We start from the raw sequence: 15,453 nt of genomic DNA on the forward strand, positions 1-15,453 counted from the left end.
GTAGAGGGGTTCGGCTTCGCTGTACCGCCCTTGACTATAGTAGAGTAAAGCTAAATTGTTCAAGCTACTAGCGACATCGGGATGGTCGCCATCAAACAGGCGCTTTGTCATTGCCAGGGCATCGCTGTAGAGGGGTTCGGCTTCGCTGTACCGCCCTTGACTACGATAGAGTTCTGCTAAATTGTTCAAGCTACTAGCGACATTGGGATGGTCGCTATCAAACAGGCGCTTTGTCATTGCCAGGGCATCGCTGTAGAGGGGTTCGGCTTCGCTGTACCGCCCTTGACTATAGTAGAGTAAAGCTAAATTGTTCAAGCTACTAGCGACATTGGGATGGTCGCCATCAAACAGAACTTTGCAAACATTTACGCATTCTTCATACCAAGGTTCTGCTAATTTATATAATCCTTGTCCCTCGTAAAACCTTCCTGTTCCCAGAAATACCCAAATTACTTGATCGTTTGGGATTGATTCTAGAGAAATTATTTGTGTCTCTTTTGCTTGCTTGTCGATTTCTGCAATTAAACGTTGTGCTAAGTCCTCAAGATGGGAAACAAAATAACTGAAAAATCCAATTTGCTCAGAAGTTGGTGAATTGCGAAGCCTTTGGGCTTTAACTATCATGGCAGTGGCGAAGGTTGTTTCTAAAACTGATTTAGTTTCGCCAGCATCGGCTAACTGTTCTTGCAAAAACCACCGCACTAGGGCATGAATTTTATAACATCTTTCTCTTTCTTCTACCTGTTGCAGCAAGTTACGCCCGTAGAGTTGCTTTTTAGCTTCATTTAATTCATCTTCTGACCAAGTTAGCTGTCTTTCTTCCTGATTTTCTGCTTCTTCTCCACCTGTCGCTACCCAAATAACCAAATCCCAAAGAATCAATGCAGGAGAAAATAAACTCAACAATTTTCCTAGTTGTTGCGCCAATGGGTCGAGTTCTGACCAAGTTAAAGCAAAGGCGGCTTTGACTCCCAGTTGAGTTAAGTTGAGAGTTTCCCGGTCTTGTAAAGCTGCTTCTGCTAATTTACGTTCTTGCAATCGCCCAAACATCATATCTAAAGATATTTCCGGGTCGCTTAGTAAATAACCTCCAACTAACTCTATGCCCAAAGGCAAATATTCTAGACATTCACATATTGCGGTTGCGGCTTGTGGCTGGCTTTGAACTCGCCGATCTTTTTCCCCCAAAAGTCGTTTTAACAGTTCTAAGGCTTTACCTGGTTCTTTTTGGGGCGAGAGAACATCTAAAGAAATTTCTTGAATAAAATTTGGGTCTAAATTTCGCAGTCGAGTAGTAATTAAGACTCGGAAGCGGTTATCCTTGGGAACGACTTCGCGGAGGTTAGTTAGGTCGGTTACATCATCAAAGACGATTAAAATCGGCAAGACGGAGTTAGGATATTTAGACCAATACCAAGCGACTTGTTCTTTAAGGCTTAAAAATCTTCCTGCTAACTCTTGGGGAATCTCAAAACCGAACTGCAACCGGAAAAACTCTAAAACTTCGGCGGCGAGATTGGTTTCTCTGTCGTTAAACCAGGCAATGCCGCCATAATCTTGTTGATATCGTCTGGCGTATTGGGTGGCTAATTCAGTTTTGCCTACGCCTCCCATTCCCGCTATTGCTACATAGTCTTTGCGCTGCAAATTTTCATGCAGCGTTGCCAATTCCGTTTCTCGCCCGACGAAATTGACGGAACCACCAGGAATAGATTTTGTAGGAGTTAGCTGTTTCTGCCCTTCAATAATTTGAGTCCCAATATTAACTTGAGAACCAGGGGCGGCGAAAGCGCCAACTTTGTCGGCAAACTTCCCGGAGTCTTCAGGCATAGATAGTAAAGTTAAATGCCGTTACACTTAAATTTTGCATCAGTTGCAACACCCGCCTCAGAATGAATTCTAAGGCTAATAGCTAAAGTCTTCTAAAGAAGACTAAGAAAAAAATTTTTAGTCCACTTGAGTGGACTTTAGCTATTAGCCCGGAAATTTATTTCTGGGTGGGCTGGCGGATTAATTGAGAATCATGTTTAATTTTTAGATTAAAAAGACATATTTTCAATATTACCTGTCCCACCTGGCATAACAACCTGACCAATTTTATCTGCCAATTTCTCTAGGTTAGGCATAGCCAGAATTTCAGCCAATTTAGGATTTGGTTCTGCTTTAGCTGCATCTGCCAATTCTTGCATAGCTTGAGCCACTTCTGGATTAGCTTTAGCAGCCGATTGCACCTCTAATACAGCCTTGCCATAATCGAGTGGTTGTTCTGGTGCTTTCTCTATAGCAACTACAGTCTGGGGAGATTGTTTTTTCAGGGTGACGAGAAACTTGCCAGTCTTATCCACTAAAGTTTCTGTCACCTTTTCGGTTGTTTTTTCTAAGGCTTTGGTAGCTATTATAGTGCCAACAGCGATCGCCGCAGTTTCAAGTATCATAATCCTGCCTTGACTATGTGCATCCTATTTACTTATTAACACACTGCTTTTGTTCTAAATTCCGCAACTAACTTAAAAAACCCATATTCTACTCAGCGTTACAAATTTTGCATAGTTCAGCATTACTTTCTCAATATATTGCGTGTGATATCTAAGCTTTTTGCATTGAAACCAATTGCCGTTACTAAAAATCACCACTAACATCGCGCTTTAAGTTACTAAAATAACGAGTTTAGTTACCACCACTACGATTTTCGTTACAAATATCATAATTTTAGTGGATATTGCTGAGTCTATCGTTACATTAAACACCAAGTTTGTGGATTTTACTCAACCAAAATTAAGCTGAAGTAAGGCAAGCTAGCTTTAGAACACAATAAAAAGAGCATAATTATGCCTCGTCAAAAGCGTACATATCGCGTTCTAGAAAAAGCTGAATTGAGAATGTCAGGACTCAAAGCAATTGATCCGAGTATGGATTTTGGGGACAATCGCAACTTGCAAAATATCACACAAATAATTCAGCAGTATCGTAGCAAAATAGAAGCTTATAATACTACTTTAGCTGTGATTGACTCTTACAAAAATGAGATGAAAGAGTTAGAAACAACTTTGAGCGACTTGACAGAAAAAATGCTCCTTGGAGTTGCTTTTAAATACGGCAAAGACAGCCATGAATATCAAATGGCGGGTGGTGTTCGCAAAAGCGATCGCATCCGCAAAAGCACAGCGACACGCTTGAGAGCAACTTCAGAAGAAGCAGCCATTAAGACTGATAAAACTGCATAAAAAGCGCCTTTTTATTCAATTTTTGGGCTACTAAAACACAGCCTGTAGCAATAATTTAGGCATGAATAGGAGTTATGCAAAGTGGAATAAAAAGTGCTAATCGCTATCATGCTTGAATTTTGCATCATTTTGTTGTTTAGAACAAGAATAAAAGTAAAAGTTGGATGATTTGTTTACTTGGTAGTTTATTTTAGTCAACAGAAAGCTTACGTAACTCTATTGATGCAACCAAAAGTAAATTCGGTAAATTTCGTGAGGTTTAACAGAGAGAAACTAACTAAAATACCTTTAAATAGGCTCGATGTCTGTTAAACAAACAACTTTGCACAGACTAATCAATTGTTAATAGGACTCATATTTGATTTCTGAAAAACTTCAGTACAACTCAAAGAGGTTCCTTGACTATTGCCTAATGCCTATTACTTAATGCCTAATACCTATTGCCTATTGCCTATTCCCTATTCCCTATTCCCTATTCCCTCCTACACCACCCTGCACGAACATAAATCAAATAACATTCCTCTATAAGTAATTTATCTGCAATGAACAACTTGAATAACCAAAAACTAAAATTCAAATTTAATCAGTTGCGTTTATTGCCATACATAGCAATTGGTTCTCTAATATTTTATTTCACTTCTAACCTAGATATTAACTACATAGTCAAAGGATATTTAGTATTAATGGAATCTCAGCTATGTATCATCATTTTTTATTTGATGTCGGAAAAAATCACTAGTAAAACAGATAAATAATTAGGAAACTTAAACAATGGCTTGTATTGTATGCCAATAGATATTTATTAAAGTTAATTAAATAAGGAAGTACCATGAGGACTAAATCTACAGCAATTCTGCTTTGCTTTTTTGGCGGATGGTTGGGAATTCACAAATTTTATTTAGGACAAAATGTCGCAGGTATTTTGTATTTATTGTTTTTCTGGACTTGTATACCATCTTTAATAGCCTTTGTTGAGTTCTTTGTGCTAGTTTTAATGTCAGACACCGAATTCAATACAAAATATAACCAGAATATGGTCAGCGCAGGTGGAGCAGTATCTGCTAAAGATGCAACCAGTGCGCTAGCTGATTTAAAAACTCTTTTTGATTCTGGGATTATTACCGCAGAAGAGTATGAAGAAAAACGGCAAAACCTTCTGAAATCTTTGTAAATCCAAATTATCATTTGATTTACCGTGTCACAATCTAAATCTTGGTTTCAACAAACTCCTGCTTGGGTGTGGTTATCATTAATTCCAACATTAGGGGGATTTGCTATTGTATATGCAGGTTACAAATCCAAAACTAATACTTGGATTGGAATAGGAATTAGCATATCTACTTTAGCTCTGGCTTTCTCTGCAAATAGTTTAGCCTTTCCGATCTGGATGGCTCAAATTGGTGTTGCTTTCTACCTCAAAAAATCTTATTTAATCAAAATATATCCCAAAAATTTACCAGTTCCTGAAGAACAAGAGCTAGCAAAGTTAGTTGCTAGCACTCGTGATAAAATAGATATTAATGAATGCTCTAAACATGAACTAGTTAATTATTTAGGGCTACCGATAGTTTATGCAAATAATATCGAATCTTTGATGAATGAGGGATATGTTTTCACTCATGTAGAAGAGTTAATAGAAATAGCCGGAATTCCTGAAAAGCAGGTAGCTCGAATTACACCACTGATTACTTTTAGCTACAACTACAAAAAAGAAGCTGATTTTTCTTGGAAACGATTAAACACATATTCAACTCCAGAATTGATTGCTTGTGGACTGGATGGAGCGATCGCAGAACAAATTGTTACAGAAAGGCAGCAACGAGGTGAGTATAAATCCTTGATTGAGGTGAAGCAGCGCACTGGATTACCTTTTACTACTTATCGCCACATAGCTTAAAGATCATCCTGATTTAAAGAGATAATATCGTGTCCGGTTAAAGACTTATTATTAAGATGGCAGGGGGCAGGGGGCAGGGGAGCAGGGGAGCAGGGGAGCAGAGGAGAGTTCAATGTGCCTTGTTCAATCCCCTCTGCCCCTCTGCCCAATATCCCCTCATTGTGAGAAATGCGGGCTATGCCTGTTTCAACCCAATTGTCTAGCCTTTTTCCAAGGAAGCTTTACCGTAAATCGGCTGCCTTTTCCTAACTGACTTTCGGCATGAACAGTTCCTCCGTGCAACTCGACAATTTTTTGTACCATCACTAATCCCAAACCAGTACCTGTAGAACGATTGGTAGATGAATTTTCAACCTGCACAAAAGGTTGAAATAATTTGAAAAGGTCATCGGAAAGCATACCAATACCCGTATCTACGACGCTGAAAAAGATATATTCATTTGTAGAATTTGGCTGGACTTCAATCCAAACTTCGCCTCCTTCTCTAGTAAACTTGATGGCGTTAGTCAACAAGTTGATAAATACTTGGCGGATGCGACTTTCATCTACTTCGATGGGTTCGAGTTCTTCAGGTATTTCTGCCCTCAACCGGATATTTTTCTGGAAGGCTAGATGTTTGACAAAATTCAGGCTGGAGTCACATAATTCCTGAATTGAAGTAGTAGTTAATTGCAGTTCTATTTTGCTAGATTCGGTGTTGGTAAGGTCAAGGATCTGGTTAATCAATTCTAGTAAGTTTTTACCGCTAGATTCGACCAGATTTAGAGACTGGTGCTGTTCTTCACTCACAGGGCCGTACACTTCATCTTGGAGTGCTTCTGTGATTTCCAAAATTGAGTTTAAGGGAGTTCTCAGATCGTGGTTGATGTTTTCTAAAAAGGTGCTTTTAGCGCGATTTGCCACTTCCGCAGCTTCTTTCGCCTCACGCAGAGCAGATTCTGCACGTTTGCGATCGCATACTTCTAAAGTCAGGGCGACAAATTCCGCAATTGCACTAACGAAGTTTTGCTCACTCAGTTCCCATGTTCGGGAGGTGTCTATCTGCTCATATAATACTGTTCCCACCATTTCGCCCCCAACCCAAACAGAACTATCTATCAGGGATACAATGTTATTTGGTTCTAGAAATTCATCCCATAATTCTTGTACTCGTGAATCGGTGCGAGTGTCGGTGACGACGATGGTACTCAAAGCTGCCAAGGTTTTAAAGTAGCTTAAATAATTTAGAAAGTTGCGTTCTAAACCTGCCGAATGTTTTTGCTTGCTACGTTCATAAAGACTTATACATTTTAGTTTGGTGCGTTGGCGCAGCCCGTCGTAGGCATCGTTATTAAATAACCACACGCCAACTCGCTCTACTTCTAAGGCATTTGCTGCTTTTTCTGTAATAACTTTAAATGCTGTTTCCTGATTTCCTTCAAAAAGCGCTTTGTGATTTGCCAGTTCTGCCAGTACTCGATGATGCTGGCGCAGTTTTTGCTCACTGTTGACGCGTTCTTGAATCTCTTGCTGTAATTCTTGAGTTCTCTGTTTAACTTGCAATTCTAACTCTTGATTTTTGGTAGTCAGCGCAGTAAAAGTTTTGCGTAACTGCTGCGCCATTTCGTTGAAAGATTTATTCAGTATCTCTATTTCTTTAATACCCTGTACTTTTACCACTGAGTCTTCGCCATTGGTAAAATCGGTTAAATCTTTTGCCGCCGTGCTGAAGGACAAAATTGGCTGAGTTATCCAACGGGCGATGATAATTCCTAGTATAATAGCTAGTCCCAATGCTCCCAGACAGAGAAAAATTGTAGTTTGAGTATTGCGATTAATTTGTCCCATAAAGTCTGCTTCTGGGACAGCTACTACTATTAACCAACTGATATTTGGTTTGCCTTCTAATGGTCTAACTTCTAAAAATTGTCGTTTGCCATCAAAGGAGAAATCTAGTTGCTGTAAACTTTGAATCTGGTCAAAGTTACTAAATTTAGTTGCTAAATATTTAGCGGTTGCTTGAGTCAAAGAATTACTACTTTGGGAAGCTGCTAACCTAATGGGTTTACCATTTTGTAAACGGAATGGTTCGTCGGTGGTGGAAGTTGCTACTAATAGCCCCGATCGCTCGATAAGAAAAACTTGCCCAGACTTACCAACTTTGATGTTTTGTAGTAAATCCTCAATTTTTGATAAGTGAATGAGAGTGCTGTTGACTCCGAGTAATTCACCTTGGGGGTTATAGATAGGAAGAGAAGCACTAATCTGGAGTGTTGGTTCAGTGCGGGGTGTAAAAATCTGACTAAAGCTGAAGTTCTTGGCGGTAACTGCTGTTTGATAATCAAGAAGCGATCGCGCATCATAGTTTTTGATCACCTCTGGTAGTTGAGTACGTTGACCTTGAGAATCAATTTTATAGGTGTAAAGGTCGTACCCAGTTGACTTATCGGCTTTTTTGAGTAAGAATTGGCGATCGTCGAGCTTTTCTACCGTTAAGTGTTCTTGCTGTTCATTGCTTGCAGTTATTGCCAACACATCAGGAAAAATCTTTAACTGCTCTATTAAGTATGGCTCCCAGGTTGCAAGATTTTCCATCTTCAGCAACCCCATGTTAATGATATTTTGATTACCGCGTAGTACCTGACGCGGGGTTGACAGATAAGTTTGTAAATTTTGCTCTACTCGATTAGCAACTTCATAACGCAATTCGCTAGTTATCTCATTAACTGCTTTTTGCCCATTATGGATTGATAAGTATGCAGTCAATCCCACAGCTAGCAGGATTTGTAGCATAAACAACGCTACCAAGATGCAACTTAGAGGTACGCCTTTAAATAGGGAAAAAACATTACCTTGCCCAGTATTTTTGTTCATTTGCCCACTCCTTCTACTACCCCTTCCTCTACTGTAGTACTGAGTACAACACCTGGAGTTGCTTGTCCTGTGGGCTTATGCATAGTTTGTACTCGGTCGGGTCAAGTGCCAATATACCACTTCTGGTAAAAGAACAAAACGTTAGTTAACTGTACTTTTAGATTTCACCAGCCAAATATTGCGATCTTGACAAAAATAATTTTGCCTTAACTTGTCACCTATGGATAGTGGGAAATAAATTTATCAAAAATCTTTAGTAAATATTTTCTCCAGAGTGATAGTGTTGCATCACTATCACAAAAAACTAAAGTTATTCCACTTATTTGTAAAGCTGCACATTATTTTCACCTTTACGAGTTCAAAGAGGTGACGCAGACAGGAGCGTTATTTTTATGCATCCTCCTAAAGAATTAGTATTAGTTTAAAAGCTTAATTTAATCTCATGAAAATTATAAATATTTTACTTGTTTAGCTATTTATTTAAAACTCGTAGCGTAACACACTAAAACTTAGAGAAACAGTGCGTTAGGCTGGCGTTAATGCATTTGCATAAAACAGCAATTTACACGGTAAACTTGTGTCTGATTTAGCGCTACATAATTATCTCCCTCGCGTTCCCGATGCAGCATTGCAAGAATACATAGAATGGTGTGTTTTAGAGCAAGCTCAAGCCGCAGAATGTAAGTTTACTCCTGATAGAAGTAAGTTAGATAACTTGCCACCAGAAGACTACGTTCCTAAACTTGTCGAGCAGTTCATGAAAGTTAAACCAGACCCCATTAAAGCCGGTTTGGTAGCTGCGATCGCAGGCAAAGAAGCAGACCAACATGCTTTATCTGGTTTAGCGATCGCTGCTGATTTTGTATCTCTTTATGTCAAGTACTTAATTCCTAAAGAAGGAAGTACTAAAGAACAGGCTGAAGAGATATTAACTAAAGTGTCACAAGATCAGTATGATAAACTGACTGAAGTTGCCAAGAAACATGGTGTAGCTTTATAGTTTCCTGCTGATAAGTTACTTCTTCAGAGGCTTTGTCTATACTATTAGCCAAAGCCTTTTGTGTAACCCTGCATTTTGCAGATTATGATAACAACTTAAAGTAATCGCAGTGTCTTGAACGAACAAGCTCAAAGTCACGACAATTTAGTGTCAAAAATTTCATAATTATGTTTGCATGAGACAAACATAATTTCTGATTTTATTGCTGTCAATCTCATCCGATGAATAATTGATTGCTGTTCTTTCAAAGCCAACTGAAAATAAATTATTTTAGATAGCGATAAATTTATCTTCATCCATACTATTATGAAGCAGCAATAAAGTATATATTAAGTCAATATAAAAGATTGATTAACTGTCTTAACTGTCTTAACTGTCCTTGCATCTTGAATAGCGATCGCTAGATGATACGAACACGGTTTTTAAAAAAGCCAAACTAATCAACCAAATCATTTCTAGTTTAAGATAGAGGTTAACATTATGATGCTAGGTGGACTTCTTCCGCCGATCGGTTTGGAGATCCCGATCAGTGGCTACGGGGTAAACATACCGCTGAAAGTGGATGTCTTAGGGGTCATTCCGCTGGACTTTAGGGGAGGGATCAAAATGCGAGTAGAGGCCAACCTCGCAAGTGGTCTCGGTGGCGTTAAGCTAAAGGTGATCGGCCTCGAGTTCTCGGCTGATAGTCCTGTGCTCGGCAAGGTTACCATCAGTCAGAACGATATCGACGAGACGCCGCTCAGCCTGCTCGAAGTTACCAAGAATATGCCGCCGACTTTTCGGCAGACTATGTTTCTGGATTTAAATCTGACAATCGAGAAGCCACCAGGCGGCGGTCCGCCCCTTGTGCTGTCGAACACTAAGACGGCTACACTGCTCAACGACAACCTTACGGTGTTTCCGCCGCAAGGTGCCGTTTACCAGTTACAGCAACCAGTAGACTTCGCGCCAGTCGGAGCGCCGAACCAGGTCGTTGCTCAGCTTCTCCAGTTCCCCGTCACGTTGTCGCACAACCCGTAACAAGCCGGACTGGGGGCTGTCATTGTAGAGTGAACTACCTACATCCACCGCGATCGCGGTGGATGTAAGGTTCTGGAATTCCTGATTAGTCATCTATCTCTAAATTTTCATTTATCTCTATTCCAGCAATACAACGCGATCGTCAAACTTAGCCCCCAGTTTGCGATCGATAGACTAAGCGAATAAAATTTATCCCATGCTCACTATTATTGGTTGCGGCAATCTCAATCGCAATGACGACGCAGTAGGCGTAATCATTGCCCAACGCTTACAAAAATATCTAGCCCAAAACCCTCATCCTCATGTGCAAGTATATGACTGTGGCACCGCAGGGATGGAAGTAATGTTTCAAGCTAGAGGTAGTAAACAATTAGTAATTATTGATGCAAGTTCAACTGGTTCTGAGCCAGGTGCTGTGTTTAAAGTTCCAGGAAAAGAACTGGAAGCAATGCCCGAACCTAGTTATAACTTGCACGATTTTCGTTGGGATAATGCTTTAGCCGCCGGACGGAAAATCTTTCAAAATGATTTTCCTGAAGATGTGACAGTTTATTTAATTGAGGCGGCAAATCTTGGTTTGGGACTAGAGTTAAGTCCTGTTGTCAAACATTCTGCTGATTTAGTTTTTGAAGAGGTAGCTGCACTTATCAGCCAGAATATCAACTTTTAATTAACAATCCAAAATCGAATCAAGCCCAATCCCGATAAACAGAAAGTTCATCTACCCTCATTTCAAAAGGTACGCCTTGACTCTCCGGCGGACAAACACGGATTTTCGCACTGTTAACAATTCCGTATAGCAATGTCCCCATTGGCACGATTTTTTGCAGAACACGCCAATTAGTAACTTGATCGGGACATTCAATTACCAATGTTAGAGCATTGGCATGGGTTGTGACATACCACCGACAAGTAGATAGAAGATTTTGAATTGTGCGATCGCAAGCGTCATAAAAGTATCTGCTAATAGAATACTCTAATTGTTGCCGCAGTATAATATCCGCAGATGTCGGTTGTATAGGATGTGAATCATCACCATTTAAGTAATACATTTTTCTAGTCATCTCTGTTTCGGTTCCTGCTTATATTCCAATCACCATTCCATAAAGTACATCTTTATTTGTTTCTAATAATTCTTGGGTTTCGTCATCATAATAAGCACCAATTCCACTACAGTGAATTCCCAAATAATTACTAGTTAAATAAAGTCTTTGTCCGAGAAAACCAGCTATTTGCATAGCAGTTTGATAATTTAAATAATCTGACACAAAAAATAAAGTTACAGCGCTATCTCTAGCAATAGCCTGATTAATACATAAGTAACCTGTCTTTTCACTAAAATTACCCGTTTTAACCAGATGTGTACCTCTATATAACCCAGATGTCATTCCTTCTACTCGATGCACCACTGAGTAAATTTCTATTTCCTCATAGTTTTCTGTCGGTATTGACTGTTGAAGTTGTTGCACTACATATAAATAATCTTCTTGAGAAATAGCCTCTTTCCGGAAACGTCTAATAGAACGTCTATGCCAAACAGTTTGGTAAAATTTATCCCGATCGAAATCAAATTGAGGATACTCTAATTTTTGCTGACGACTCTTTTCTAGAGCAGTTGCTTGATAGGCATCTTCAATAAATTGATTGGATTCAAAATAATCAGTACCAGAGACAAAAGGAACTTTCAGCCTTAAGCGTCTGATTTTCTTGTCTTGTACTTCTCCTGACACCGCACAAGCAGTGATAAACTCTTTATTCTCAAATCCCAAATCCGAATTAAGAGTGAGTTTATCAAAGTCAAAAACTAGTTGTATATCTCGGTTGTAGAGAAAAGCTGAAGCGGTGACTGCACCTAAATGGTGTCCGCTATCTAAGAAGCAATATCTTATGCTTCTATTTTGATATTTCCAGCTAGACCTATAATAAACACAACTGATTAAAAAGATGAATCCGTTGATACTTTTATCCGGTATAATATAATTCTCTAATCCATCATCAATTAATTCATAGATGAGAGTTAGACAATTATTCTCAACTTCTAGATGGTATATACCATTTATTATTCCCTCAATGCCGCGAACCTGTACGTAAACTTCCGTAGGATACAGAGCGCCTGCTGATGGATTTACTCGCAGTTTTAATGGGCCATCTTTATATACTTTTTCTAGTGTTATCGCACTGGTTAATGAGATAAAAGCATGTACAGGATTATTGAGATTTAATTTCACTCTCCGATAAAACTTAGGATAAACTTTAAATGAAGATGGCTGTGTTGAAGCATCTACATAATTGGGATCGAGTTGTACCGATAAGTAAGAATGCTTGGTAGCGTCATGATAAGCTTTGCCCGATATCTGACTTGATGGCATTTTTAAGTATCCTTAAAACTTCTACGTTGCTAGCAAAATCTATTGCTTTATAATCGTCTAAATTTTTTAAATATAAATTAGGATCGTGTTGTAAAAGTAACTTGACAACTTCTGTTTTTCCGGCTGATGCTGCGTACATTAAAACAGTTGCACCGTTATCATTTTGGTTGTTAATGTCAATGTTATGAGCCAACAGTAAATTAATTAAATCGTAGTAATTACCAAAACAAGCAAACCACAAAGCATTGTTGCGATCGCTATTTCGAGCATTGATATCTGCACCAGCATCAATTAGTTCTTTGACGACTGTATAAACTCCTTCTCTTGTCGCTTTCATCAAAGCTGTATCGCCATTTTCACCCGGCTGATTTAAATCATTAAGATTGTAGCCTTTTGCTATTAACCATTGAGTTGTTACTTCACTCAAACTTTGACTGTTGGTTCGATTCATAATTACTCCTAATTTAACTTTTTTAATAATATAAATTTGCTTCACAAATAGAATGGTGAGCAATGCTCACCATTTTTGCCAAAATGCTATTTAAATCCTTTTAACTTACATATATGCTATCAATTTTATAAGTTTAAATTATGAATTATTTCTAAAGAACAGCGAACATTCTTGTTAAAAAAGCTGGAAAAATAATAGAAAAGCAGTAATTTTTACAGTTTTCTTTTATAAAATAGATTAATAGCAGATATAAGTGGATTTAGATCCCCGACTTCTTCAATAAGTCGAGGATCTGCACTTGAGTAGTAAGTGTGTATAGTTTTAAATTTATTGGCAATGATAAGAATATAAAATCTTGTCTACATCTTCGATAGTAAGATTTTGTTTGTCAGCTAAAGTTTTTAGCATATTGGTAATATCTTTAAGCTGGGATAAATTAAAGGAAAGTCCTAATTCATTAGCTCGGTGATTAACCGCCTGTTTTCCAGCCAATTTATGATTGATTAAAATTGAGCGCGTTACACCAAAACTCCTGGGATTAATAGCTTCATAAGTCTCAGAGTTATTAAGCATAGCCTTGGTATGAATCCCAGCTTTATGACTAAAAGCACTCTCACCAAAAACACAGTGGTTAAAAGGAATAGAAATTCCAACTTTTCTCGCAACTAATTCATGCAAGTAACCAAGTCGATCTAAGCGATATTTCGACTTAATCTGTTCTGGATTTGTGGCATATAACCTAGCGATGAATCCAGCTAGTGAGGTAATACCATTACGCTCACCAATTCCCAGAACACAAGTGTCAATATGAGTTGCTCCCGCTTCCAGTGCTGTATAACTGTTAGCATTTGCACATTCTGTATCATTATGACCGTGAAATTCAATATCTAAATTAGTGAACTGGCGCAAAGTCTTCACTAATTCAAATACTTGCATTGGCGTAATAATTCCTACTGTATCGGCAATTCCTATACGTTTGACAATTCCTAATTTTTCAATCTCGGAATAAATTGTGATTAAATCTTTTATAGAAGTACGTGACGAATCTTCAGCCGAAAACCGTAACTCAATATCAGGTGCTTGCTGATGAATAAAAGTTAAAACTTCAGATGCTAAATCAATAATTTGATTAATATTTTTACCATGACTGAACTGACGCATCAAAGAAGAACTACCAATAGTTAAATTAATCCCAGCTACGCCTGTTGCTAAAGCAACTTTAGCATCTTCTAAGTGACAGCGAATGTGAGTTAATATTTTGGATGGCAAGCCTAACTGAGCCAATCTTTCACAGTCTTGTCTAGACTGAGGTGAAGCAATTGGTGAGGTTAACTCTATATATTCCACTCCAAATGCAGCAAGGGCTTCAGCAATTTCGACTTTATCATCTGAAGAAAAATTGGCTTTGACGAATTGTTCACCTTCACGGAGAGTACTTTCTACAATTGCAAATTCAGATAGCGACATTGAGCAATCCCTATAGTAATTCTGACTAAGGATATTCACTTATCAGTTTTTATATTAGCAGATTTGCATAATCGAGAAATAATTGCTTTGGCTGATTCTTGAGGACTGACTATAGTATCAATTATAAGAGAGCGATCGCTCGTATCCATCGCTTCTAAAATCTGTTTCGTCAAAACTGAATCATAGTTCTGACTTTCTTCGACAAATATTTTTAGTTTGTCCCGCAATTCTACACCTGTGACAACTTGTTTACCTACAAGTTCTAAGATTTCTTGTTCTTCTTTAGGAGTAAAATAAGCAGAAGCTTCTGGTACGCCCAAACTAGCAAAGTTTGTCAGTGCTTCTGGAAGAGCTTGCCTATTATCATCTAACTCTTGATTAGCAATCCAATCGAAAGAATCATGACGTTTTAAAAGTCTTTCCAAACGTACTGTATTTGGTGCAGTCAACATGACAAATTTAGCATTTTTTAAAGCTTTAGCTGCATAGTGAATCTCATTTTCACCACGTAAACTATCGAAAACTAACATAGAGTTGACTTGTTGTGGATTAATATGTAGCGAAGCTAAAATGTGACCCATTCCACCGGGAAAGTATTCTCGATAAAGGCGAGTATAAGTTAGGCGTTTAATCCGGCAATGGGGTTGCATGAGTTTCTCTTGCATTTTTAACATTGGCGCAATTATTAAGCGTTCGGTTAAAATACGACGATTAGGTAAAAGTGTAAAATCCAAGCCTTCTTCAGCCAAAGCTTTTGCGATCGTGCTTTTTCCCATGCCCGTCATACCTACTATGATTAGCAAAGGAAAACTTGTTATTGGCAACCAGTCTTTAGGAACAGGAAATCCTACACCTACACCTGGACTTAAGTGTTCAAAAAATAGATTTTGCCTTGTTGTATTAACTCGATTCTGCACAATATGAGCCTCTTTTTAAACTAGTTATTATAGAGATGCAATCATACTAATACCTCAGTATTTACACATAAGAAAATAGCTATCTTAAGTTGATGATAATATACATCAATAGTTATTTTTTTAAATTTTTTATTTTACTTTTTGGAGCAAATGACCATCCCACTTATTCGCGTAATGCTTCTCAAACAAATAAGGTTATTTAAAAGTTATTAAGATATCTTAATAAAAGCTATTTTTAAAATCAAAACTTGCTAA

The 15,453-nt window shown here is 38.2% G+C and carries 14 protein-coding genes; 6 read left to right on the plus strand and 8 right to left on the minus strand.

Translation table 11 applies throughout. The features are described 5' to 3' along the window. Together RMX98_RS24995 and RMX98_RS25000 are read right to left on the minus strand one after the other, a co-directional pair. The coding region (locus tag RMX98_RS24995) for a tetratricopeptide repeat protein (RefSeq protein ID WP_409881813.1) at positions 1-1,830 on the minus strand (1,830 nt) is incomplete at its 3' end. Positions 1,831-2,039: 209 nt separating this feature from the next. Then, the gene (locus RMX98_RS25000; protein WP_409880893.1) at positions 2,040-2,435 is read right to left on the minus strand and encodes a hypothetical protein; all 396 of its coding nucleotides are present in this window, start codon (positions 2,433-2,435) and stop codon (positions 2,040-2,042) included. A gap of 393 nt (positions 2,436-2,828) precedes the next feature. Between RMX98_RS25000 and RMX98_RS25005 the strand changes: the two genes are divergently transcribed. From RMX98_RS25005 to RMX98_RS25015, 3 genes are all read left to right on the plus strand, one after another. Beyond that, positions 2,829-3,224 carry a hypothetical protein gene (locus RMX98_RS25005; protein ID WP_322681432.1) on the plus strand — a complete coding sequence of 132 codons (396 nt, stop codon included), beginning with the start codon at positions 2,829-2,831 and terminating at the stop codon, positions 3,222-3,224. Positions 3,225-4,053: 829 nt separating this feature from the next. Further along, positions 4,054-4,395, plus strand: a complete 342-nt coding sequence (locus tag RMX98_RS25010; protein WP_322681431.1) for an NINE protein — start codon at positions 4,054-4,056, stop codon at positions 4,393-4,395. A 24-nt stretch (positions 4,396-4,419) separates the two neighbouring features. Next, positions 4,420-5,121, plus strand: a complete 702-nt coding sequence (locus RMX98_RS25015; RefSeq protein WP_322681430.1) for a helix-hairpin-helix domain-containing protein — start codon at positions 4,420-4,422, stop codon at positions 5,119-5,121. A gap of 186 nt (positions 5,122-5,307) precedes the next feature. Here RMX98_RS25015 and RMX98_RS25020 read toward each other — a convergent pair whose 3' ends face one another. Next, entirely contained in the window at positions 5,308-7,974 is a 2,667-nt protein-coding gene (locus RMX98_RS25020; protein ID WP_322681429.1) for an ATP-binding protein, read from the minus strand. A 577-nt stretch (positions 7,975-8,551) separates the two neighbouring features. On the opposite strand from RMX98_RS25020, the gene RMX98_RS25025 reads away from it, so the two are divergent. The 3 genes from RMX98_RS25025 to RMX98_RS25035 all read left to right on the plus strand — a co-directional run bounded on the left by RMX98_RS25025 (position 8,552) and on the right by RMX98_RS25035 (position 10,664). Next, the gene (locus RMX98_RS25025) at positions 8,552-8,974 is read left to right on the plus strand and encodes a hypothetical protein (protein WP_322681428.1); all 423 of its coding nucleotides are present in this window, start codon (positions 8,552-8,554) and stop codon (positions 8,972-8,974) included. Positions 8,975-9,454: 480 nt separating this feature from the next. After that, positions 9,455-9,994 (plus strand): hypothetical protein, encoded by a 540-nt coding sequence (locus tag RMX98_RS25030; RefSeq protein WP_322681427.1) that lies wholly within the window; start codon positions 9,455-9,457, stop codon positions 9,992-9,994. Positions 9,995-10,190: 196 nt separating this feature from the next. Next, positions 10,191-10,664, plus strand: a complete 474-nt coding sequence (locus tag RMX98_RS25035; RefSeq protein ID WP_322681426.1) for a hydrogenase maturation protease — start codon at positions 10,191-10,193, stop codon at positions 10,662-10,664. A gap of 19 nt (positions 10,665-10,683) precedes the next feature. On the opposite strand, the gene RMX98_RS25040 is transcribed toward RMX98_RS25035, so the two are convergent. From RMX98_RS25040 to RMX98_RS25060, 5 genes are all read right to left on the minus strand, one after another. Beyond that, positions 10,684-11,058: a hypothetical protein gene (locus tag RMX98_RS25040; protein ID WP_322681425.1), complete on the minus strand. Its 375-nt coding sequence runs from the start codon at positions 11,056-11,058 to the stop codon at positions 10,684-10,686. Between the two features lie 18 nt (positions 11,059-11,076). Next, on the minus strand, positions 11,077-12,363 hold the full coding sequence (locus RMX98_RS25045) for a nitroreductase family protein (protein WP_322681424.1): 1,287 nt from the start codon (positions 12,361-12,363) through the stop codon (positions 11,077-11,079). After that, positions 12,326-12,814 carry an ankyrin repeat domain-containing protein gene (locus tag RMX98_RS25050; RefSeq protein WP_322681423.1) on the minus strand — a complete coding sequence of 163 codons (489 nt, stop codon included), beginning with the start codon at positions 12,812-12,814 and terminating at the stop codon, positions 12,326-12,328. Before RMX98_RS25050 ends, RMX98_RS25045 begins: the two co-directional genes overlap by 38 nt. 327 nt (positions 12,815-13,141) lie before the next feature. Beyond that, entirely contained in the window at positions 13,142-14,281 is a 1,140-nt protein-coding gene (gene lysS / locus RMX98_RS25055) for a homocitrate synthase (protein ID WP_322681422.1), read from the minus strand. Between the two features lie 35 nt (positions 14,282-14,316). Continuing rightward, positions 14,317-15,198, minus strand: coding sequence for an AAA family ATPase (locus RMX98_RS25060; protein ID WP_322681421.1), 882 nt, complete (start codon positions 15,196-15,198; stop codon positions 14,317-14,319). Positions 15,199-15,453 lie beyond the last annotated feature (255 nt).

Origin of the sequence: Nostoc sp. DedQUE02, assembly GCF_034531035.1 — a bacterium.
In the GTDB taxonomy this organism is placed as follows: Bacteria; Cyanobacteriota; Cyanobacteriia; order Cyanobacteriales; family Nostocaceae; genus Nostoc.

Bases quoted from the DNA above. Each gene is read 5' to 3' on its own strand.
- RMX98_RS25005 (WP_322681432.1), top strand. From the start codon at position 2,829: ATGCCTCGTCAAAAGCGTACATATCGCGTTCTAGAAAAAGCTGAATTG.
- RMX98_RS25045 (WP_322681424.1), bottom strand. From the start codon at position 12,363: ATGCCATCAAGTCAGATATCGGGCAAAGCTTATCATGACGCTACCAAG.
- RMX98_RS25030 (WP_322681427.1), top strand. From the start codon at position 9,455: ATGATGCTAGGTGGACTTCTTCCGCCGATCGGTTTGGAGATCCCGATC.
- RMX98_RS25020 (WP_322681429.1), bottom strand. From the start codon at position 7,974: ATGAACAAAAATACTGGGCAAGGTAATGTTTTTTCCCTATTTAAAGGC.
- RMX98_RS25010 (WP_322681431.1), top strand. From the start codon at position 4,054: ATGAGGACTAAATCTACAGCAATTCTGCTTTGCTTTTTTGGCGGATGG.
- RMX98_RS25000 (WP_409880893.1), bottom strand. From the start codon at position 2,435: ATGATACTTGAAACTGCGGCGATCGCTGTTGGCACTATAATAGCTACC.
- RMX98_RS25040 (WP_322681425.1), bottom strand. From the start codon at position 11,058: ATGACTAGAAAAATGTATTACTTAAATGGTGATGATTCACATCCTATA.
- lysS (WP_322681422.1), bottom strand. From the start codon at position 14,281: ATGTCGCTATCTGAATTTGCAATTGTAGAAAGTACTCTCCGTGAAGGT.
- RMX98_RS25035 (WP_322681426.1), top strand. From the start codon at position 10,191: ATGCTCACTATTATTGGTTGCGGCAATCTCAATCGCAATGACGACGCA.
- RMX98_RS25050 (WP_322681423.1), bottom strand. From the start codon at position 12,814: ATGAATCGAACCAACAGTCAAAGTTTGAGTGAAGTAACAACTCAATGG.